Genomic DNA, 20,656 nt, shown 5'->3' with positions numbered 1-20,656 from the left:
CGGAATCGCGTTCTCGCAGCGCAGCGCGATGCCGGGCAGGGCGACGCCGAGCCGGTCCGCCGCGGCCCGCAGGGCCCGTACCACCAGATGGGAGTCGTCCCGGGCGACCGAGTCCGCGCCCTGGCCGGTGACGGTCACGCTCAGGCCGCCTCCGGTCACCTCGACCTCGACCTCGTCGTAGCACGCGAGGGCCAGGCCCAGCGCGTCGAAACCGGAACCGAGGTTCGCACTGGACGCGGGAACGCGGATCCTCACGCCAGTTCCAGCGCGTGCGCCACCGCGATCGGGTCGACCGGAACCGGCTCAACCTCAACCATTCCGCGCAGCGCGGTCTCCGGGTCCTTCAACCCGTGGCCGGTCACCGTGCAGACCACCACGGACCCGGCCGGGAGCCGGCCGTCCGCCGCGGTCGCCAGCAGCCCGGCCACGCTGATCGCCGACGCCGGCTCCACGAACACGCCCTCCCGCGCGGCCAGCAGCCGGTAGGCGTCCAGGATCCGCTCGTCCGGCAGCGCGTCGAACAGCCCGCCGGACTCGTCCTTCGCGCCGACCGCGCCGGCCCAGGACGCCGGGTTGCCCACCCGGATCGCGGTCGCCACCGTATCCGGGTCGCGCACCGGCGCGCCGAGCACCAGCGGCGCCGCCCCGGCCGCCTGGAAGCCGAACATCCGCGGCGCCGCGGCGATCACGCCGTCCCCGGCGTACTCGCGGTAGCCCTGCCAGTAGGCGGTGATGTTGCCGGCGTTGCCGACCGGCAGGCAGTGCACGTCCGGCGCGCGGCCGAGCACGTCGCAGATCTCCCAGGCGGCGCTGCGCTGCCCGACCAGCCGGACCGGGTTGACCGAGTTGACCAGTTCGACCGGGAACTCGGCGGCGGTCTTGCGGGCCAGTTCCAGGCAGTCGTCGAAGCTGCCGTCGATCTGCAGGATGCGCGCGCCGTGCATCACCGCCTGGGCCAGCTTGCCCTGCGCGATCTTGCCGCGCGGCACCAGCACCGCACAGGTCAGCCCGGCCCGCGCGGCGTAGGCGGCCGCCGAGGCGGAGGTGTTGCCGGTGGACGCGCAGATCACCGCATTCATCCCGATCGCCAGCGCGTGCGTCATCGCCACGGTCATGCCGCGGTCCTTGAACGAGCCGGTCGGGTTGGCGCCCTCGATCTTCAGCAGCACCCGGCATCCGGTCAGCTCGGACAGGTGCGGCGCCGGCAGCAGCGGCGTGCCACCCTCGTGCAGGGTCACCACCTTCGCCCCGTCCGGCAAGGAGATCCGGTCCGGGTAGGCCCGGATCACGCCGGGCCAGGCCCGGTCGGTGGCCGACACGTTCACAGGTCCTCGCCCTCCACCCGCATCACGCTGACCACCTCGCGCACCGCGGGCAGGCCGGCGATCTTGTCCACTGTGGACCGCAGCGCCGCGTCCGGTGCGGAGTGCGTCACGATCACCAGGCTGGCGTCGCCGGACCGGCCCTCCTGCCGGACCGCGGCGATGCTCACGTCGTGCTCGGCGAACACCGCGGCCACCGAGGCCAGCACGCCGGGACGGTCGGCCACGTCGAGGCTGAGGTGGTAGCGGGTGCTCGCCCGGGAGATCGGCCGGACCGGCAGGGCCGCGTAGGCCGACTCCCCCGGCCCCCGGCCGCCGACCAACCGGTTGCGCGCCACGGCAACCAGATCGCCGAGCACCGCGCTCGCGGTCGGCGCCCCGCCTGCGCCCTGGCCGTAGAACATCAACTGTCCGGCGGCGTCCGCCTCGACGAACACCGCGTTGAACGCGCCGCCGACGGCGGCGAGCGGATGACCGCGCGGGATCATCGCCGGGTGCACCCGCACGGCCACCGACTCGGAGCCGTCCGGGTCGGCCACCCGCTCGCAGATGGCCAGCAGCTTGATCGTCCGCCCGAGCGCCCGGGCCGCCGCGACATCCGCGGCGGTCACCGCCGAGATCCCTTCCCGGTGCACGTCGGCCGCGGTCACCCTGGTGTGAAACGCGAGCGAGGCAAGGATCGCGGCCTTGGAGGCGGCGTCGTAGCCGTCCACGTCGGCGGTCGGGTCGGCCTCCGCGTAGCCGAGCCGGCTCGCCTCCTCCAGCGCCTCCGCGTAGCCGGAGCCGGTCTCGTCCATGGCGGACAGGATGAAGTTGGTGGTGCCGTTGACGATGCCCAGCACGCTGTTGATCCGGTCGCCGGCCAGCGACTCGCGCAGCGGGCGCAGCAACGGGATCGCGCCGGCCACCGCGGCCTCGAAGTACAGGTCGGCGCCCGTGGCGTCGGCGGCGGCGAACAGCTCACCCGCGTGCTCGGCGAGCAACGCCTTGTTCGCGGTGACCACCGACTTCCCGGAGCGCAGCGCGGCCAGCAGCAGGGTCCGGGCCGGCTCGATCCCGCCGATCACCTCGACCACCAGGTCCACGTCGGACTCCACCAGGGCCGCCGCGTCCGTGGTGAGCAGTTCGGCCGGAATGGTGCGGTGCCGGTTCGGCCGGCGCACCGCGACCCCGGCCAGGCGCACCGAGGTGCCGATCCGCGCGGCGAGGTCGCTGGCCTGCTCGGTGAGCAGCCGGGCCACCTCGGATCCGACGTTGCCGCAGCCCAGCAGGGCGACCCTCAGCTCGTGGTCGCTCATGACTCTTCCAGCCGGAACAGGTCGTCGTCGGTTTCCCGGCGCAGTAACAGCCGGGACCGTCCGTCGCGGACCGCGACCATGGCGGGCTTGGGCAGTCGGTTGTAACTGGAGGACATCGCGTAACAGTAGGCACCCGTCGCCGCCACCGCGACCAGATCACCGGGACCCAGGTTGTCCGGCAGCCAGCAGTCGCGCACCACCACGTCGCCCGACTCGCAGTGCTTGCCGACCACCCGGGACAGCACGGCGTCCTGACCGCGTTCACCCTCACCGGCCGAACGCGACACCAGCCGGCAGTCGTAGACCGCGTCGTAGAGCGCCGTGCGGATGTTGTCGCTCATCCCGCCGTCCACGCTGACATAGCGCCGGCCGTGCCCCTGGCCCAGCGCGACGTCCTTGATGGTGCCGACCTCGTAGAGCGTCACGGTGCCCGGACCGACGATCGCCCGGCCGGGCTCGACGGCGATCCGGGGCAGCGGCAGGTCGGCGTGCTCGCACTCCTTGGCCACGATGGTGCGCAGCTGGTCGGCCAGCCAGCGCGGCGCCGGCGGGTCGTCCTCGGCGGTGTAGGCGATGCCGAGCCCGCCACCGAGGTCCACAGTGGACAGATCGGCCAGCGCGTCGGCGCCGTGCTCGTCGCGCAGCCGGGCCAGCAGGCCGATCACCCGGTGCGCGGCCACCTCGAACCCGTCCACGTCGAAGATCTGCGAGCCGATGTGGCTGTGCAGCCCGACCAGCCGCAGCCCGTCGGACTTGAGCACCCGGCGCACCGCCTCGGCGGCGTCCCCGCCGGCCAGCGAGAACCCGAACTTCTGGTCCTCGTGCGCGGTGGCGATGAACTCGTGGGTGTGCGCCTCGACGCCGACCGTGACCCGGACCAGGACCTGTTGCACCACACCGCGGTCCAGCGCGAGCTGGTCCAGGCGGGCGATCTCGTAGAACGAGTCGAGCACGACCGCGCCGACCCCGGCGTCCACCGCGGCGGCCAGTTCGTCCCCGGACTTGTTGTTGCCGTGCAACGTGATCCGCTCGACCGGGAACCCGGCCCGCAGCGCGATGGCGAGCTCGCCGCCGCTGCACACGTCCAGGCTCAGGCCCTCCTGCGCCACCCAGCGGGCGACCTCGACGGACAGGAACGCCTTCGCCGCGTAGTGCACCAGCGCCGGGTCGCCGAACGCCGCCGCGTGCTCGGCACACCGCGACCGGAAGTCGTCCTCGTCGATGACGAACAGGGGTGTGCCGTACCGCTCGGCCAGCTCCGCGACCGGCACGCCGGCCAGCGTCACCGCGCCGTCCGGCCCGCGCCGGGCGTTGCGCGGCCACACCGTGGCGGCCAGCTCATCCAAGTCGTCCACAGTGGACGGCCGCTGGCCGGCGGTGCTCGCCGGCGACAGGACTTCCGCGTGCCGAGGCCCGGCCGGATGGGCGCGCATCATTCCTCCTGGTTGGTTCCCCGATCGATGCCGCTACATCCGTTCCGGCGCCGAGACTCCGAGTAGGCCGAGCCCGTTCACCAGCACCTGTTTGACCGCCAGGCACAGCCGCAGCCGCGCGGCCATCACCGGCTCGACCGGTTCGTCGCCCCTGGGCAGGATCCGGCAGTCGTCGGTGTCGTACCACTTGTGCAGACCGCCGGCGAGCACTTCGAGATACCTGGCCACCCGGTGCGGCTCGCGCAGTTCCGCCGCCGTCGCCACGACCTGACCGAACTCGCCGAGCGTGCGCAGCAGATCACCCTCCCGCTCATGGGTGAGCAGGGCGGTGTCCGCACCCTCGGCGGACATGCCCAACCGCTCGGCGTTCTCCAGCACCCGGCAGATCCGGGCGTGCGCGTACTGGACGTAGAAGACCGGGTTCTCCTTGGTACGCGAGGCAAGCAGGTCGAGGTCGACCTCGAGGGTCGAGTCCACCGAGGACCGGACCAGTGAGTACCGGGCGGCGTCCACGCCGACCGCCTCGACCAGGTCCTCCATGGTGACCACGGCGCCGGCCCGCTTGCTCATCCGCACCGGCTCGCCGTTCCTGACCAGGTGCACCATCTGGCCGATCTGCACCTCGACGGCGTTCGGGTCGTCGCCGATCGCCGCGGCGACCGCCTTGAGCCGGGCGATGTAGCCGTGGTGGTCCGCGCCGAGCAGGTAGATGCACAGGTCGAAGCCGCGGCTGCGCTTGTCCTCGAAGTAGGCGATGTCCCCGGCGACGTAGGCGGGCGTGCCGTCGCTCTTGATCACCACCCGGTCCTTGTCGTCGCCGAACTCGGTGGTGCGCAACCACCAGGCGCCGTCCGCCTCGTAGAGCCTGCCCTCCCGCTTGATCTGCTCGACCAGGCGCTGCACCGCGCCCGAGGCGTGCAGCGAGTCCTCGTGGGTGAACACGTCGAAGTCGGTGCCGAACTCGTGCAGCGACTGCTTGACCTGCTCGAACATCAGGCCGACGCCGACCCGGCGGAACACCTCGTGCCGCTCCGGGCCGGCCAGCGCGAGCGCCCCCGGCTCCCGGCGCAGCACCTCCGCGGCTACTTCCGACACATAGGCGCCGGCGTAACCGTCCTCAGGGGTGGGCTCGCCCTGGGCGGCGGCGATCAGCGACTCGACGAACTTGTCGATCCGGGTGCCGGCGTCGTTGAAGTAGTACTCCCGGACCACCTTCGCGCCCTGCGCGGTCAGCACCCGGCCGAGCGCGTCGCCGACCGCCGCCCACCGGGTCCCGCCCAGATGCAGCGGCCCGGTCGGGTTCGCCGAGATGAACTCCAGGTTGATGTTGCGGCCGGTCAGCGCGTCGCCGTTGCCGTAGGACTCACCGGCGGCCAGCACCTCGCCCACGACCGCGCTCTGCGCGGCGACCGCGATCCGCAGGTTGATGAAGCCGGGGCCGGCGATCTCGGCGGCGCTCACCCCCTCGCGGGTGGCGAGCGCCTCGGCCAGCCAGCCGGCCAGCTCGCGCGGGGGGACCCCGAGCTTCTTGGCCACCTGCAGCGCGAGGTTGGTGGCGTAGTCGCCGTGTTCCGGGTTGCGCGGGCGCTCGACGGTCACCACCGGGGGCAGCGCTGCGGGATCGAGCCCACGGCTGGTCAACACGTCCACGGCGGTGGCCCGGACCAGATCGGCGAGTGCGGCTGGGGTCACCCTGTGAAGTGTAGGCAGCAGGTTGTTGACGCTGGGCAGACACCGGGTCCTTACACTGGCCGCTGCACAGCCGTGCACCCGACGTAATCCGACGAGACGAGGCCTGAACCAGTTATGGCCAGCGGGACTAAGAGCAAAGGCGCCAGCGGGCCCAGGGGCAAGGGGGCTGGGGCGAAGGGGAAGAACGTACGCGCGGCGCGGTCCACCTCGGCGGTGGCCCGCAAGCCCAAGCCCTGGGGCACGATCATCGCGACGATCGCGGTGCTCGCCCTGGCCGCCGGGGTCTTCACCTATGCCGCCGTGCAGATCAACGAGAAGAACAAGTGGGTCGTCTCGGAGGACAACCGGGACCCGTCGGACAACATCCCCGGTGTGCAGAAGGTCGAGTACAAGGGCAGCCAGCACGTCAAGGCCGAGCAGCGGGTGGCCTACGACCAGTCCCCGCCCTTCGGCGGCCCGCACGACGGCGTCTGGGCCGACTGCACCGGCATCGTCTACCCGACCGCGGTGCGCAACGAGAACATGGTGCATTCGCTCGAGCACGGCACCGTGTGGATCGCCTACGACCCGGGCCGGATCCAGGGCGGCGCGCTGGACAAGCTCAAGTCGAAGGTCGAGGGGCAGCAGTACATGATGCTCTCCCCCTACCCCGGTCTGGACCGGCCGGTCTCGCTGCAGTCCTGGGGCCACCAGCTCAAGGTGGACAGCGCCGACGACGCCCGGATCGACGACTTCATCCGGTCGCTGCGCGGCAACCAGTACCAGACGCCGGAGCCGGGCGGCCGCTGCGACGCCGCTGACCCGACCGTGTTCGACGTGACCAAGCCGCCGCCGTTCGTGTCCGAGAAGCCCGGCCCCGACGCGGTCAAGATGGACGGCACCGGCGCGATCACCGAGACCAACGAGGGCCAGATGCAGACCAGCGGCGCACCGCTGCCGACCTCGGCACCGGCCGCACCGCCCGCCGCGACCAGCCAGCCGGCCCCCAGTCAGTGACCAGCGAGCCGACCACCGAGCCCGACCAGGACGACGACGAGACCCCAGCCAGCCGGATCGACCGGCGCCATGCCGTGGTACTCGCAGTCGCCGCCCTGGTCGTGCTCGTGGTCGGCGCCGCGATCGGCATGCTGATCACGCTGACCCGCACGGAGCAGACCGGCGACCCGGACGCCAACTCGATCGACGTCGGGTTCGCCCAGGACATGCGGATCCACCATCTGCAGGCGATCACCATGGCCGGCATCGAGCGGGACCGCACGACCGACCCGGAGCTGCACGCCATCGCCTTCGACATCGAGTCGACCCAGCTGTCCCAGTCCGGTGAGATGGACGGCTGGCTGACCGTGTGGGGTCAGCCGGAGCTACCCGAGATCGGCAAGCCGCACATGGCGTGGATGGGCGGGACGGGACACCAGCACGGCAGCACCACCGCCTCCCCCGGCAGCGGCTCGGTGATGCCCGGGATGGCCACCACCGAGGAGCTCAACCGGTTGCGCACCATGCCCGCGGGGCCGGAGTCGGACGTCTACTTCCTGCAGTTGATGCTGCGGCACCACCAGGGCGCGCTGCCGATGGCGCAGTACGCCGCCGACCACGCGAGCCAGGCCTACGTGCGGGACCTGGCCGGCAAGATGGTCGCCGGCCAGACCGCCGAGGTGACCCTGATGACCCAGATGCTCACCGCCCGCGGCGCCAGCTAGCGCCGCCGCTGTTCCGCCTCTCCGGATTTTTTATGCGGTCGTCGCGTTTGCGGGGGACGGTGCGGATAGCGGGGTCGATGTGGCTGGGTGCCGTCACGGTCCCCTGAGGTGGGTGTTGGTCGGGCACGGACATCCCCGCAAAGATCCGCGCGACTGTCCTAGCCCTAGTCGAGGGTGGTTAGGAGGGAGTGGAGGGCGGTTTGGGCGGCGGTGGCGGATTGGGCCGGGGTCTGGTCGGGGTGGGGGGTGTGGGTGAGGTGTACTCGGGCGCCGCCGGGGCCTTCGGTGAGCTCCCAGCGGAGGCGGGCGCCGGTGGGGAGGGGGTACTCCAGCGTGGTGTTCGGCTCGATCGTGGTCGCGTCGTCCGGGGCGGCGGCCACCAGCGCCTTCCAGACGGTGCCGGGGTCGCGCATCATCAACTGGCGCTCGATCCGGGCGACCGGAGCGTCCCGCAGGTCGGCGAGGTCGAGGCCGAACCGTTCCACGAACGCCTCGTGCCGGGAGGGCATGCCGGCCAGGTCCGGGGCGCCGGCCTCCTCGCCGGAGAGCACGCGGACCAGCACGTCGAGGCAGGTCTGCCAGCCGGCGGCGTAGCTCGCGGCGGCCGGCCGGTCGTCGAAGGTGTGCACCAGGACCAGCAGGCAGCCGCGCGGGTCCGGGTGCAGTTCGAACCGCAGCAGGTTGTCGCGCTCCCGGCCGCCCGGCGTGCCGGGCTCGGCCACCCGGAAGCCGAACACCCGCCCGGGCTCGAGGTCGGTGATCACCGCGTCGTGCCGGGTGCCGTCCTCGTCGGCGAACTCGATGGCGCCGCCGACCCGCAGGTCGATCCCGCCGGCCCGCAGCGGGTACCACTGGCTGAGCTCGGCGGGCTCGGTCAGCGCGCGCCAGACCTTCTCCGCCGGGTGACGCAGCCGTCGTTCCATGCGCAGGACCGAGCGGCCGGCATCGGTACCGAGCGTCTCGTTCACGGTACATCCCTCCATAGTTATATGACTTATGAGGAATATACCAAAGCTCACCAGGACAGCTTGTGGCACTGCGCGGTGGCGCCGCCCGCCTCCAGTTGCAGCGTGGCGTGCTCGATCCGGTAGCGGCCGGCCAGCAGTACCTGGGCGCGGTGCAGGACCTCGGTCTGGTCGGCGGCGCCGCTCACGATCAGGTGCGCGCTGAGCACCTCCATGCCGGAGGTCAGCGTCCACACGTGCAGGTCGTGCACCCCGCACACGCCGGCCACCTCGCCGAGAGCCTGCGTCAACTCGTCGATGTCCACCCGCTCCGGCGCGTGCTGGAACAGGATGCGCAGCGAGCGCCGGGCCAGCGCCCAGGTGCGCGGCAGGACGAACAGCCCGATCGCGACCCCCATGATCGGGTCGGCGTAGCGCCAGCCGAACAGCAGCGTGATCAGGCCGCTGACCAGCACGCCGATCGAACCGATCAGGTCGGAGAGCACCTCGAGGTAGGCGCCCCGGACGTTCAGGCTCTCCGCCTGCCCGGTGCGCAGCAGCAGGAACGACCAGATGTTGGCCAGCAGGCCGAGCGTCGCGGCGATCAGCACCGGCAGCCCGGGCACCGCGGGCGGGTCGGCCAGCCGGGTGATCGCCTCGTACAGCACGTAGCCGGCCACCCCGAACAGCAGCACCGCGTTGGCCAGGGCGGCCAGGACCTCGGCCCGGTACAGCCCGAAGGTCCGGCTGGGCCGGCCGGCGGCCCGGTTGGCGGCCAGGATCGCGGCCAGCGCGAGGCCGAGTCCGACCACGTCGGTGAGCATGTGCGCGCCGTCGGAGATCAGCGCGAGCGACGAGGTCGCGAGCCCCACACCGATCTCGACGAGCATGAACACCGCCGAGATGACGAAGGCGAGGGCCAGCGGCCGGACGTAGCGACCGGAGGCGGTGCGCGGCAGGTCGCCGTGCCCGTGTCCGTGGCCGTGTCCCATGCCTGCCCTCCCTCGAGCACGGGCAACATATAGTCACATGCGCATGAGTGCAACCCGAGCTAGCCCCGTACCACCCGGCCAGCCTGCCGACCTACCCATCGTCCAACGAGACGCGTGAACGCGGGTGAAATCCGGTTCGAGGCCGACGCCATCCTCGCCTCCGGGGTCACCGGCACGACCAGCCGCTTGTCCCGCACCGCGCGCAGCACGGCGACGGCCACCCGGTCCGGGCTGTAGCCGCGCCGCCGGTAGGCCGCGGTCGCGCGCCGCCGGCGGTCCCGCTCCTCCTCGGCGGTGCTGCCCGCGAACCGCGCGGTGTTGGTGATGTCGGTGTGCACCACGCCCGGGCAGATCGCGCTCACCCCGATCCCGGCCGGCCGCAGCTCGCCGTCCAGGCACTGGGCCAGCATGAGCACCCCCGCCTTGGTGGTCGAGTAGGCGGACAGGGACGGGGTGGGGAAGAACCCGGCCATCGACGCGGTGATCACCACGTGCCCACCCTCGGCCCGGCGCACCAGCGCGGGCACGAAGGCGCGCAACGTGTGCACCACGCCGAGCAGGTTGACCTCCAGCACCCGGCGCCAGTCCGCCGCGTCGGTGGCCAGGAACGGGCCGGACACCCCGATGCCGGCGTTGGCCATCACCAGGTCCGGCACGCCGTGCTCGCCGATCACCTGCTCGGCCAGCCGCTGGGTGGCCGTCTCGTCGGCGACGTCGAGCCGGTAGGCGAGGCCGGCGCGGCCGTGCGCCGCCACCTCCCCGGCGGTGTCCTGCGCCCGGCCGGCGTCGATGTCCACGCACAGCACGTCCGCGCCGGCCCGGGCGAAGGCCAGCGCGGTCGACCGGCCGATGCCGCTGCCCGCGCCGGTGACCAGGGCAAGCCGCCCGTCCAGTGGCCGCCGGGACCGGTCCGTCCGGGCGCGGCCGAGCTCACGCCCGGCCGGCCGCCCGGCGAGGTGCTCGACGAACTCGGTGACGAACCGGGCCACCTCGGCCGGATGGGTGCGGACCGCCCAGTGCCCGGCGACCAGTTCGCGCCGCCACAGTCGCGCGCACCACGGGTTGGCGGCGGTCAGCACCGCGGGCAGGCAGTACCGGTCCTGGGTCAGTGCCACCTGCTGGACCGGGACCTCGATGCGCCGCGCGGCCGGCCTCGGCGCCCGGCCCACCATGTTCGCCCGGTACAGCCCCAGCCCGTTGCGGGCGTCGCGGTAGCTCGCCTGGAACGCCGCCCGGGCCCGCGGCAGCCGCCAGAACAGCTCGGGCAGCAGCGGCACCTGGAACCCGGCCATGTACCAGGAATGCCGCAGTTGCCGCAGCACCGCCCGGGCCCGGCCGGGGTCGCGCAGCCCGGCCCGCAGCCAGCCGTCCAACTGCGCCAGATCGGGCCCGGAGATCGAGGTGAACGAGGCGAACCGGTCGGCCTGGGCGGGATCGCCGACCACGGCCCAGGACTGCATCGACCCCCAGTCGTGGGCGACCAGGTGCACCGGGACGTCCGGGCTGATCGCGTCCAGGACCGCGCGAAGGTCCGCGGCGAGGTGCTCGATCCGGTAGCCGTCGCGTGCGGCCGGGGCGTCGGAGCGTCCGGCGCCGCGCACGTCGTAGCGCACCACCCGGTACCGGTCCGCCAGCCGGGCCACCACGCCGTCCCACACCGCGGAGTCGTCCGGGTAGCCGTGCACCAGCAGCAACGTCGGCCCGCCCGGCACGCCCTCCTCGCGCACCCACAGCCGCAGTCCGCCCGAGTCCACCCAGCGCGTGCGCTCGCTCATACCGATCACCGTTCCCGCTGGGCGGGGAAAAGTCACGCCTCGCCAACCCAAGCGCCCCTGCCGAAGGCTCGGATCTGTGGCGGCAGGGCGCGCACTGAAAGGTCGCAGTGAATCGGCATTCACCTCTTCGGTCTATTGATCAAGTACGCACGAGGCCGCACGCTGATCTCACCCGACTCCCCGGTGTGCCCGTCCGGGCACGCCCCCTGCACCGTGGAGGAAAATCATGGGTTTGTTCCGGCTGCGCTCAGCCCGTATCGCGATCACCTTGCTAGGAACCGCCACGTTCACCTTGGCGGGTGTCCACACGGCACACGCCGCCCCGGCCGTCTACACGGCACTCGGGGACTCGTACTCCTCCGGCGTCGGCACCCGGACCTACTACCCCGACAGCGGCTCGTGCTACCGCTCGGCCAGCGCCTACCCGGTCCTCGCCGCGGCCCGGCTGGGCGCCACCCTGACCTTCGCCGCCTGCTCGGGAGCCCGGGTCGCCGACGTGCTGGCCAACCAACTGGGCAGCCTGAGCCCGAGCACCACGCTGGTGACCGTCTCGGCCGGCGGGAACGACGCCGGGTTCGCCAACGTGATCACCTCCTGCGCCCGGCCCTGGCCGTGGACCTGCTGGGGCGACATCAACAACGCCAACGCGGTCATCCGGGACACGCTGCCGGGCCGGCTGGACGGGCTGTACCGGGCGATCCGCGACCGGGCGCCCAACGCGACCGTGGTGGTGATCGGCTACCCACGGATCTTCAACGGCGAGGAGTGCAACCTCGGCGCCCGGATCAGCCCCGGCGAGCAGGCCGAACTGAACCGGACCGCCGACCTGCTGGCCACCGCCATCGGCGCGCGGGCGGCGGCGGCCGGGTTCGCCTTCGTCGACGCCCGGACGCCGTTCACCCGGCACGCCGTGTGCGACGACACCGAGTGGATCAACGGCCTGTCCTACCCGATCCTGGAGTCCTACCACCCCAACACCAACGGGCACGCCGCCGGCTACGCCCCGCTGCTGCTCGCGCAACTCGGCGTCGCATCCACCGCGGTCTAGAACTTCTTTCTAGAAAATGTTTATGATCCCGGCATGCGCACAGCAGTGGTCACGGGAGCCAACCGGGGAATCGGCTACGCGGTCGCGCGCCAGTTGGGCGAGCTCGGCCACCGGGTGGTGCTGGTCTGCCGGGACCGCGACCGGGGCGAGACGGCCCGGGCGGCGCTGGCCGCGGGCGGCGCCACGGCGCAGGTCGTGGCCGGCGATCTCGGCTCGGTCGCGGGGATCCACACCGCCGCCGAGCGGATCGCCGCCGCCTGCCCGGAGATCGACGTGCTGGTGCACAACGCCGGGATCTGGCCGACCCGGCCGCGGCACACCGACGGGCTCGAGCAGTCGTTCGTCACCAACCACCTGGCGCCGTTCGTGCTCAACCACACGCTCGCGCCCCGGTTTGCCGCCGGGGCGCGGGTGGTGCAGGTCAGCGCCGGGCTCTACGTCAAGGGCACCGCCGACCCGGAGCGCACCCCGGCCGGCGCCGACTTCCACCGGATGCGCACCTACTGCGACACCAAACTGTGCAACCTGCTGCTGGTGCCGCTGTTCGCGCGCCACTGGCGGGACACCGGGGTGACCATCAACGCCGTGCATCCCGGCGTGATCCGGACCGGGCTCGGTGATCCCGGCGGGTTGACCGGGCTGCTGCTCAAGACCGTGAAACTGCTGTGGAAGGACACGTCCACCGGCGCCCGGCCGGTCGTCCGGCTGGCCACCGACCCCGGGCTCGGCGGGGTGACCGGGCGCTACTTCGACGTCGACCGGGAGGCGCCCGGCCCGGACGACCCCGAACTGGCGCAACGGCTCTGGGCGCAGGCGCTGGACCTGACCGGGCTGGCCCGACGCGATGTCACCTAAACAGACCCGGGGAACGGAGACCGCGCGCCGGCTGCTCGACGCCGCGCTCGCCGTGCACGAGCAGGACGGGCCGGGCGGGTTCACGGTGCCGGCGGTGACCGCGGCGAGCGGGATCAGCCTCGGCAGCCTCTACCACCACTACGGCAGCTTCGACGGGCTGGCCGCCGCGCTGTACCAGCGGTGCATGGCCGAACTGCTCGACACGCTCGTGGCGGCGCTGGAACGCACCCGGACCCCGCACACCGGGGTGCGTGCCGTGGTCCGCGCCTACCTGCGGTTCGTGGCCGAACACCCGGCGCAGGCCCGGTTCATCCACGCTTCGGCCTACGCCGGCTACCTGCCCGCGCACGCGGCGGCGATCGCCGCGAGCAAGGCGCCTCGGATCGGCCGGATGCTCGCCTGGCTCGCTCCGCACGTGCGGTCCGGCCAGATCGTGGACCTGCCCGCACCCCTGGTCGAGATGCTGCTGATCGGACCGGTCGCCGAGCTGTCCCGGCGGTGGCTCGCCGGCGCCGACATCGACCTCGCCGCGGCCGAACGCCTGCTGCCGGACCGGATCTGGGCCTCGCTCAGAGCAGACTGAGCCACATGGCCAGTTCGTCGCGGAGCGAGCGCATTTCCTCGGCAGGCGGTCCGAGGTCGACGACCGACTGGCGGGCCTGCTCCAGCCGCTCGGTGCGGAACTTGGGGAACGCGAACCGGATCGCGTGGTGCAGCACCTGACAGTGGTGCAGGAGGAGCTGGGATACCCGGCGCTCCAACGAGTCCGGGTCGGCGTGCCGGGCGAAGTCCAGCGCGAACGCCCACAGCCGGTGATACTCCCCCGCGACCCGTCCGCCCTCCCGGGCCACCGACCCGTCCGGCTCACCCGGCGCCGCGCAGGCCCGCAGCACGGCAACCGCGTCGTCCTGCAACGCGATGCCCCGATCGGCGACCGCCAGCAACGCCACCAGATCGGCCCGCGCCCGATCCGGATTCTCGGCCACCGGCCGCCGCACCCGCCTGGCCATCCGCCGAGGATACCTCCGACGTCTCCCTACCTGAGCGCGGCGATCAGGTCGTCCAGCGCGGTCAGGCTGTGCGCGCTGACGACGGCGTCGCAGTGCGGCCAGGCGGCGGCCATCCCGCCCGCGAGGGGGCGGTAGCCGGCCCGCGCGGTGCGTGGGTTGGCCCAGACGATCCGGTGCGCCACCGCGGCCAGCGCGGCCAGTTGACGGCCCAGTTCGGTCGGGTCGCCGGTTTCCCAGCCGTCGGAGATGATCAGCACGACGGCGCCCCGGGCCAGGCCGCGACGACCGTAGCGGCGGTTGAACTCGGCCAGGGAGTCGGCGATCCGGGTACCGCCGGACCAGTCGGGGGCGAGCCGGCCGGCCCGCTCCAACGCGACCGAGGGGCGGACCCGGGACAGCTCCCGGGTGAGCCGCGTGAGCCGGGTGGCGAACGTGAACACCTCGGCCGACGCGCCGCCGGAGGCGCAGTACAGCAACTGGACCATGGCCCGGGCATAGGGCTCCATCGAGCCGGAGATGTCGCACAGCACGACCAGCCGGCGCGGCTTGACCTTCCGCGCCCGGCGGACCAGCAGCAGCGGGTGGCCGCCGGTGCGCCGCGCCCGGGACAGCGTGCCGCGCAGGTCCACCCGCGGGCCGTGCGGGGCCAGCCGCTCCCGGCGGGACCGGCGCGGCGGCGTGGACAGGGACAACCGCCGCATCAACCCGGCCAGCTGGGCCAGCTCCGTAGCGGTCAGCTCGGCGAAGTCCCGGCCGGACAACCGTTCCGCGGCACTGGCGAGCACGTTGGTCTCCACCTCGCGGCCGCCGCGCCGGTCCGGGTCGGCGCCGCTCACGTCCGGGCGGCCGCCCCGGGACCCGGCGGTGCTGCCGACCGACGGGTGCTGACCGCGCTGGGTGGCCGGATCCGCCACCCCCGCGAACACCTCGGCGAACACCGCGCGGAACGTGGGCAGTTGCTCCGGATCGCTGACCAGCGTGGCCAGCGCGCAGTGGAAGATCTCCCGGGTGGTGGCCGGGTTGAGCACGGTGACCGCCCGGGCGAACCGCTCGCACCGGTCCGGCCCGACCGGCAGTCCCGCCGCGCGCAGCCGGGCGCCGAACGCCGCGACCAGTCCCGGAAGGTCAGACATCCGCCAGTGCCGCCAGTCCCGCGCCGGTCACCGTCTCGATGTCCTCCGGGTACTTGAGCACCGCGCCGAGCGTGCTGACCATCGCCCCCTCGTCCATTGCGGACACTCCGAGGACCCGCAGCGCGTTGGCCCAGTTGATCGCCTCGGCCACGCCGGGCGGCTTGGTCAGCGGCTGGGCGCGCAGCCGGTGCACCGCGACCGCCACCCGCTCGGCCAGCCAGCCGGCGGCGTCGGGCACCCGGGCGCGGATGATCGCGGCCACCCGCTCGGTCTCCGGGTAGGCGATCCAGTGGTAGAGACAGCGGCGCTTGAGCGCGTCGTGCAGGTCCCTGGTGCGGTTGGAGGTCAGCACGACGACCGGGGGCAGCTTCGCCCGCCGGGTGCCCAGCTCCGGGATGGTCACCGCCGCGTCGGCCAGCAGTTCGAGCAGGAACGCCTCGAACTCGTCGTCGGCCCGGTCCACCTCGTCGATCAGCAGCACGGCGGGGCGCGGACCGGGATGCGAGATCGCCGCCAGCAGCGGGCGGGGCAGCAGGTAGTCCGCGCCGAACAGGTCGCCGTCGCGCAGCGTCTCCCCGCGCGACTCGGCCAGCCGGATGGCCAGCAACTGCCGCGGATAGTTCCACTCGTAGAGCGCCTCGGCCGAGGACAGCCCCTCGTAGCACTGCAACCTGATCAGCACAGTGTCCATTGTGGACGCGAGCGCCCTTGCCGCCTCGGTCTTGCCGACGCCCGGCTCGCCCTCCAGCAGGATCGGCTGGCCCATCCGCACGGCCAGCAGCAGCGCGGTGGTCAGCGCTTCGCCGGCCAGGTAACCGGCCGACGCCAACCCGGCCCGCAGCGCGGCGGCGTCGGCGACCTCACTCATCCGCGTGGCAGGCCGGGAGGTGATGCGGGTGTTCGGTCGCGGCGGCGGTACGCGGGCGCAGCGCGATCAGTTCGGCGTAGATCGACAACGCGATCTCCGGGGCGGTGCGGGCACCGATGTCCAGCCCCGCCGGAGTGCGGACCCGGTCGTGCTCCTCGTCGGTCAACTCCAGGTCGGCCAGGACCGCCGCGCCGCGCCGCTTGCTCGCCACCAGACCGATGTAGGGCACCCCGGCCCGCATCGCCGCCCGCAGCACCGGTTCCTCGTCCCGGCCGTGCGAGGCGACCACCACCGCGCCGGTGTCGGACGGCAACGGGGTGGTCGGCTCGGGAAGCGGCCGCACGTCGTGTCCGAGCACCCGCCCGATCTCCACCAGCGCCCGGGCCACCGGCGCCTGGCCGTACACCTGCACCAGCAGCGCCGGGAGCATGGCCTCCAGGAAGATGTCCAGGGAACCACCGGACAGACAGTGGTTGTGCACCCGCACCATGCCCTCGGGTGCCATACCCGCCTCGTCCCGGGCGGTGATCCGCAGCAGCGTCGACTCGCCGGTCTCCAGCAGCCGCAGTCCCTCCACCCGCACGGTCGACTCCGCGCAGGTGCCGCCGACGAACCCCTCGATGGTGCCGTCCGGCAGCACCAGCGCCCGGTCACCGGGCCGGGCACTGGTCGGCCGCTCCGCACGGACCACCGTGGCCAGCACGAACGGGGTTCGGCCGGACCGCAGGTCGTCCGCCCGGACGAGCAGATCCTCGGCGCTCATCAGCCGATCGCCAGATCTGTCCGAAGTGGACGGCCCTGGATCGCCGACCAGACCGCGGCCGGGGTCAGCGGCATGTCCGCGTGCGTCACCCCGAACGGCCGCAGCGCGTCGACCACCGCGTTGACCACCGCGGCCGGTGAGCCGACGGTCGCCGACTCGCCGACTCCCTTGGCGCCGATCGGATGATGCGGCGACGGGGTGACCGTCTCGCCCAGTTCCCAGGACGGGCACTCCATCGAGGTGGGCAGCAGGTAGTCCATGAACGAGCCGCCGAGACAGTTGCCGTCCTCGTCGAAGGCGATCAGCTCCATCAGCGCCATTCCGACCCCGTCGGCCAGGCCGCCGTGCACCTGGCCCTCGACGATCGTCGGGTTGATCCGCACCCCGCAGTCGTCGACGGCGATGAACCGGCGCACCTTCACCTGGCCGGTGCCGGGATCCACGTCCACCACGCAGATGTAGGCGCCGAACGGGAAGGTGAGGTTGGGCGGGTTGTAGACGCAGGTGGCGTCCAGGTGTCCCTCGACGCCCTCGGGCAGTTCCAGGTTGGAGTGCGCGGCCAGGGCGATCTCCGTCATGGTCCTGCCGGCCGACGGGTCACCGGCGACGAACCAGCGGCCCTTCTCCCACTCCAGGTCGTCGGGGCTGGCCTCGAGCATCGCCGCGGCGACGATCCGCGCCCGGTCGCGCACCTTGCGGGCCACCATGGCGGCCGCCGCGCCGGACACCGGCGTCGACCGGGACCCGTAGGTGCCGAGGCCGAACGGGGTCTGGTCGGTGTCGCCGTGCACCACCTCGACATCGTCCGGGCTGATGCCCAACTCCTCGGCGACGATCTGGGCGAACGTCGTCTCGTGGCCCTGCCCCTGGCTCTGCACCGAGATCCGCAGCACCGCCTTGCCGGTCGGGTGCACCCGCAACTCCGCGCCGTCGGCCATGCCCAGCCCGAGGATGTCCATGTGCTTGCGCGGACCCGCGCCCACCGCCTCGGTGAAGAAGCTGAGCCCGATACCCATGTACTCGCCGCGCTCGCGTTTCTCGGCCTGCTCGGCGCGCAGCGCGTCGTAGCCGGCCATGTCCATGGCCAGCCGCAACGCCTTCGGGTAGTCACCGGAGTCGTACTCCCACCCGGTCGGGCAGGTGTACGGGAACTGCTCGGGCCGCAACAGGTTGCGCATCCGCAGCTCGGCCGGGTCCAGCTCCAGCTTGTACGCCAGCAGGTCGACCATCCGCTCGACCAGGTAGGCCGCCTCGGTGACCCGGAACGAGCAGGCGTAGGCCACCCCGCCGGGCGCCTTGTTGGTGTAGACGCCGGTCACCTCGCAGTAGGCCGCGCCCAGGTCGTAGGAGCCGGTGAACACGTGGAAGAACCCGGCCGGGAACCCGGTCGGCTGGGCGGTGCCGTTGAACGCGCCGTGGTCGGCGATCACCTTGACCCGTAAGGCAAGGATCTTGCCCTCGGCCGTGGCCGCGATCTCGCCCTGCATGTGGTAGTCCCGGGCGAAGGACGTGGTCATCAGGTTCTCCGAGCGGTCCTCCATCCACTTCACCGGCTTGCCGGTGACGATCGAGCCGACCACCGCGCAGACGTAGCCGGGATAGATCCCGACCTTGTTGCCGAACCCGCCGCCGATGTCCGGCGAGATGATCCTGATCTTGTGCTCCGGGATGCCGGCCACCATCGCGTACAGGGTCCGGTGCGCGTGCGGCGCCTGCGTGGTCGACCACACGGTCAGCTTGCCGGTGACCGGGTCCATGTCCGCCACCGTGCCGCAGGTCTCCAGCGGAGCCGGATGCACCCTCGGGTACAGCACGTCCTGCGCCACCACCACGTCCGCCCGGGCGAAGGCGTCGTCGGTGCGGGCCGGGTCGCCGGCCTCCCAGTCGAAGATGTGGTTGTCGGTGGTGTTCTCCTTGTCGTCCCGGATCACCGGGGCGCCCGGGTCCAGCGCCTTGCGCGCGTCGATCACCGCCGGCAGCGGGTCGTACTCGACGTCGATCAGCGCCAGCGCGTCCCTCGCCGCGTAGTGGTCCTCGGCCACCACGAAGGCGACCTCCTGGCCCTGGAAGCGCACCTTGTCGGTGGCCAGCACGGCCTGCGTGTCGTAGGAGATGGTGGGCATCCAGGCGAGTCCCAGACCGGCCAGCGTCTCGCCGGTGATCACCGCTCGGACCTTCGGGTGCGCCTCGGCGGCCGAGGTGTCGATCGAGACGATCCGGGCGTGCGCGAACGGGCTGCGCAGGATCGCGGCGTGCAGCATCCCGGGCAGCACCACGTCGTCGACATAGGTGCCGCGGCCCCGGACGAACCGGGCGTCCTCCTTGCGCCGCATCCGCCCGAAGCCCATCGGCGTCTCTTCAACCGCAGTCATGCCGTCACCTCCTGCTGCGTCTCGACCGGGGCCGCCTCGGCCGGCGCGGAATGCTCGGCCGCCCAACGGATCGAGCGCACGATGTTCTCGTAGCCGGTGCAGCGGCACAGCTGTCCGGAGATCGCCTCGCGAATGTCCTCTTCGGACGGATCGGGTCGCTGGTCGAGCAGCCAGCGGGCGGTCATCATCATCCCGGGGGTGCAGAACCCGCACTGCAACCCGTGGCAGGCGGCGAACCCCTGCTGCACCGGATCCAGCTCGGCGCCGTTGGCCAGGCCCTCCACGGTGGTCACCTCGTGGCCGTCGGCCATCACCGCGAGCACCGTGCACGACTTGACCGGGACGCCGTCCAGATGGACCACGCACACCCCGCAGTTGGAGGTGTCGCAACCCCAGTGCGTGCCGGTGAGCCGCAACGTGTCGCGCAGGTAGTGCACCAGCAGCAGCCGCGGCTCCACGTCGTGGGTGTACTCCTGCCCGTTGACCTTCACCGTGATCTGCATGTCAGGCCTCCTGTCCGCGGGCCCGCGCCGCCGCCCGGCGCAACGCCCTCGTGGTCAACTCCCCGGCCAGATGCCGCTTGTAGTCCACCGGGCCACGCTGGTCGGCGCTCGGGTTGCAGTGCTCGGCGGCGATCCGTCCGGCCTCGGCCAGCCGCTCCTCGGTGGCCGCCTCGCCGCGCAGGAAGTCCTCCGCCTCGGGGGCCACGAACCCGGCCGCGCCGACCGCCGCCAGGCCGATGCCGGCCTCGGTGACCGTGTCGCCGACCAGGTTCAGCACCGCGCCGGCCGCGGCCACCGCCCAGTCCCCGGCCCGGCGCTCGACCTTCTGGTAGGCGCTGGCGTGCGAACGGATCGGCACCCGGATCTCCACCAGCAGCTCGCCGTCGGCGAGCGCGGTCTCGTAGGGCCCGACGAAGAACTCGCGGGCGCCGATCGTGCGCCGCCCGTGCGGCGACTGCACCACCAGGTCGGCCCGCAGCGCCGCGAACGCCGCGGACAGGTCCTCGGACGGGTCCGCCTGGCACAGCGAACCGCCGACCGTGCCACGGTTGCGCACCACCGGATCGGCGATCATCCGCTCCGCGTCGCGCAGGATCGGGAAGTGCTCGCCGGCCACCGCCGAGTGCAGCAGGTCGGTGTGCCGGACCATCGCCCCGATGCTGAGCGTGTCGCCGTCGACGCTGATCGAGGCCAACTCGGTCAGGTCGTTGATGTCGATCAGCGCCTCGGGTTGCGCCAGCCGCAGCTTCATCATCGGCAGCAGGCTGTGCCCGCCGGCCACCACCCTGGACTCGGGCCCGTACCGGGCCAGCAGCGCGAGCGCGTGCTCCACGCTGGTCGCCTTCTCGTACTGGAACGGTGCTGGTACCTGCATCGCGCGCTCCCTGCCCGGCCCGGGCGGCGCGCCGCACACCGGGCGGCCCTAGGTCACCGCACCGCGCCCTGCCC

General features: G+C 72.6%; 19 protein-coding genes and 1 pseudogene. 5 read left to right on the top strand and 15 right to left on the bottom strand.

From position 1 onward, the window contains the following. The 5 genes and pseudogenes from VFO68_RS06685 to argS form a co-directional block, all read right to left on the bottom strand. Positions 1–255 (bottom strand): annotated as a pseudogene (locus VFO68_RS06685) (homoserine kinase); the annotation flags it as partial. Beyond that, positions 252–1,319, bottom strand: a complete 1,068-nt coding sequence (gene thrC / locus VFO68_RS06680) for a threonine synthase (protein WP_325157283.1) — start codon at positions 1,317–1,319, stop codon at positions 252–254. The gene thrC and the pseudogene VFO68_RS06685, both read right to left, overlap by 4 nt. Positions 1,320–1,321: 2 nt before the next feature. After that, complete coding sequence (locus tag VFO68_RS06675) at positions 1,322–2,620, bottom strand: homoserine dehydrogenase (RefSeq protein ID WP_325157282.1); 1,299 nt, start codon at positions 2,618–2,620, stop codon at positions 1,322–1,324. Next, complete coding sequence (gene lysA, locus VFO68_RS06670; RefSeq protein ID WP_325157281.1) at positions 2,617–4,053, bottom strand: diaminopimelate decarboxylase; 1,437 nt, start codon at positions 4,051–4,053, stop codon at positions 2,617–2,619. The genes VFO68_RS06675 and lysA overlap by 4 nt, the downstream gene beginning before the upstream one ends. A gap of 33 nt (positions 4,054–4,086) precedes the next feature. Beyond that, entirely contained in the window at positions 4,087–5,745 is a 1,659-nt protein-coding gene (gene argS, locus VFO68_RS06665) for an arginine--tRNA ligase (RefSeq protein ID WP_325157280.1), read from the bottom strand. A 213-nt stretch (positions 5,746–5,958) separates the two neighbouring features. Between argS and VFO68_RS06660 the strand changes: the two genes are divergently transcribed. Together VFO68_RS06660 and VFO68_RS06655 are read left to right on the top strand one after the other, a co-directional pair. Next, positions 5,959–6,741, top strand: a complete 783-nt coding sequence (locus VFO68_RS06660) for a DUF3105 domain-containing protein (RefSeq protein ID WP_325157279.1) — start codon at positions 5,959–5,961, stop codon at positions 6,739–6,741. Then, positions 6,738–7,445: a DUF305 domain-containing protein gene (locus tag VFO68_RS06655; protein ID WP_325157278.1), complete on the top strand. Its 708-nt coding sequence runs from the start codon at positions 6,738–6,740 to the stop codon at positions 7,443–7,445. The genes VFO68_RS06660 and VFO68_RS06655 overlap by 4 nt, the downstream gene beginning before the upstream one ends. Before the next feature lie 164 nt (positions 7,446–7,609). Here VFO68_RS06655 and VFO68_RS06650 read toward each other — a convergent pair whose 3' ends face one another. The 3 genes from VFO68_RS06650 to VFO68_RS06640 are packed head-to-tail and all read right to left on the bottom strand — an operon-like array spanning position 7,610 to position 11,156. Beyond that, on the bottom strand, positions 7,610–8,413 hold the full coding sequence (locus VFO68_RS06650) for an SRPBCC family protein (RefSeq protein ID WP_325157277.1): 804 nt from the start codon (positions 8,411–8,413) through the stop codon (positions 7,610–7,612). A gap of 47 nt (positions 8,414–8,460) precedes the next feature. Then, positions 8,461–9,381 carry a cation diffusion facilitator family transporter gene (locus VFO68_RS06645; RefSeq protein WP_325157276.1) on the bottom strand — a complete coding sequence of 307 codons (921 nt, stop codon included), beginning with the start codon at positions 9,379–9,381 and terminating at the stop codon, positions 8,461–8,463. Between the two features lie 59 nt (positions 9,382–9,440). Next, complete coding sequence (locus tag VFO68_RS06640) at positions 9,441–11,156, bottom strand: SDR family oxidoreductase (protein WP_325157275.1); 1,716 nt, start codon at positions 11,154–11,156, stop codon at positions 9,441–9,443. Positions 11,157–11,382: 226 nt separating this feature from the next. Between VFO68_RS06640 and VFO68_RS06635 the strand changes: the two genes are divergently transcribed. The 3 genes from VFO68_RS06635 to VFO68_RS06625 are packed head-to-tail and all read left to right on the top strand — an operon-like array spanning position 11,383 to position 13,642. Next, positions 11,383–12,204, top strand: coding sequence for an SGNH/GDSL hydrolase family protein (locus VFO68_RS06635; protein ID WP_325157274.1), 822 nt, complete (start codon positions 11,383–11,385; stop codon positions 12,202–12,204). Between the two features lie 33 nt (positions 12,205–12,237). Beyond that, entirely contained in the window at positions 12,238–13,059 is an 822-nt protein-coding gene (locus VFO68_RS06630) for an SDR family NAD(P)-dependent oxidoreductase (protein WP_325157273.1), read from the top strand. Then, the gene (locus VFO68_RS06625) at positions 13,049–13,642 is read left to right on the top strand and encodes a TetR/AcrR family transcriptional regulator (RefSeq protein ID WP_325157272.1); all 594 of its coding nucleotides are present in this window, start codon (positions 13,049–13,051) and stop codon (positions 13,640–13,642) included. The genes VFO68_RS06630 and VFO68_RS06625 overlap by 11 nt, the downstream gene beginning before the upstream one ends. Here the strand turns inward: VFO68_RS06625 and VFO68_RS06620 are convergent. From VFO68_RS06620 to VFO68_RS06590, 7 genes are read right to left on the bottom strand one after another with little or no spacing between them, the layout of a single operon-like run. Next, positions 13,629–14,069, bottom strand: coding sequence for a hypothetical protein (locus tag VFO68_RS06620; protein WP_325157271.1), 441 nt, complete (start codon positions 14,067–14,069; stop codon positions 13,629–13,631). The genes VFO68_RS06625 and VFO68_RS06620 overlap by 14 nt on opposite strands. Positions 14,070–14,095: 26 nt before the next feature. Continuing rightward, the gene (locus tag VFO68_RS06615) at positions 14,096–15,202 is read right to left on the bottom strand and encodes a vWA domain-containing protein (RefSeq protein WP_325157270.1); all 1,107 of its coding nucleotides are present in this window, start codon (positions 15,200–15,202) and stop codon (positions 14,096–14,098) included. Continuing rightward, positions 15,195–16,070 carry a MoxR family ATPase gene (locus VFO68_RS06610; RefSeq protein WP_325157269.1) on the bottom strand — a complete coding sequence of 292 codons (876 nt, stop codon included), beginning with the start codon at positions 16,068–16,070 and terminating at the stop codon, positions 15,195–15,197. Before VFO68_RS06610 ends, VFO68_RS06615 begins: the two co-directional genes overlap by 8 nt. Further along, a complete protein-coding gene (locus tag VFO68_RS06605; RefSeq protein ID WP_325157268.1) occupies positions 16,063–16,833 on the bottom strand; it encodes an XdhC family protein in 771 nt (256 codons plus the stop codon). Before VFO68_RS06605 ends, VFO68_RS06610 begins: the two co-directional genes overlap by 8 nt. Beyond that, positions 16,833–19,205: an aerobic carbon-monoxide dehydrogenase large subunit gene (locus tag VFO68_RS06600; protein ID WP_325157267.1), complete on the bottom strand. Its 2,373-nt coding sequence runs from the start codon at positions 19,203–19,205 to the stop codon at positions 16,833–16,835. Before VFO68_RS06600 ends, VFO68_RS06605 begins: the two co-directional genes overlap by 1 nt. Beyond that, positions 19,202–19,708, bottom strand: coding sequence for a (2Fe-2S)-binding protein (locus VFO68_RS06595; protein ID WP_325157266.1), 507 nt, complete (start codon positions 19,706–19,708; stop codon positions 19,202–19,204). Before VFO68_RS06595 ends, VFO68_RS06600 begins: the two co-directional genes overlap by 4 nt. Position 19,709: 1 nt before the next feature. Beyond that, positions 19,710–20,582 (bottom strand): xanthine dehydrogenase family protein subunit M, encoded by an 873-nt coding sequence (locus tag VFO68_RS06590; protein ID WP_325157265.1) that lies wholly within the window; start codon positions 20,580–20,582, stop codon positions 19,710–19,712. Between the last annotated feature and the right edge of the window lie 74 nt (positions 20,583–20,656).

Origin of the sequence: Actinophytocola sp. (genome assembly GCF_035712165.1) — a bacterium.
Classification (GTDB): domain Bacteria; phylum Actinomycetota; class Actinomycetes; order Mycobacteriales; family Pseudonocardiaceae; genus DASYTH01.
The sequence above is the reverse complement of the archived record's forward strand: the minus strand, read 5'-3'. Positions and strand labels throughout refer to the sequence as shown.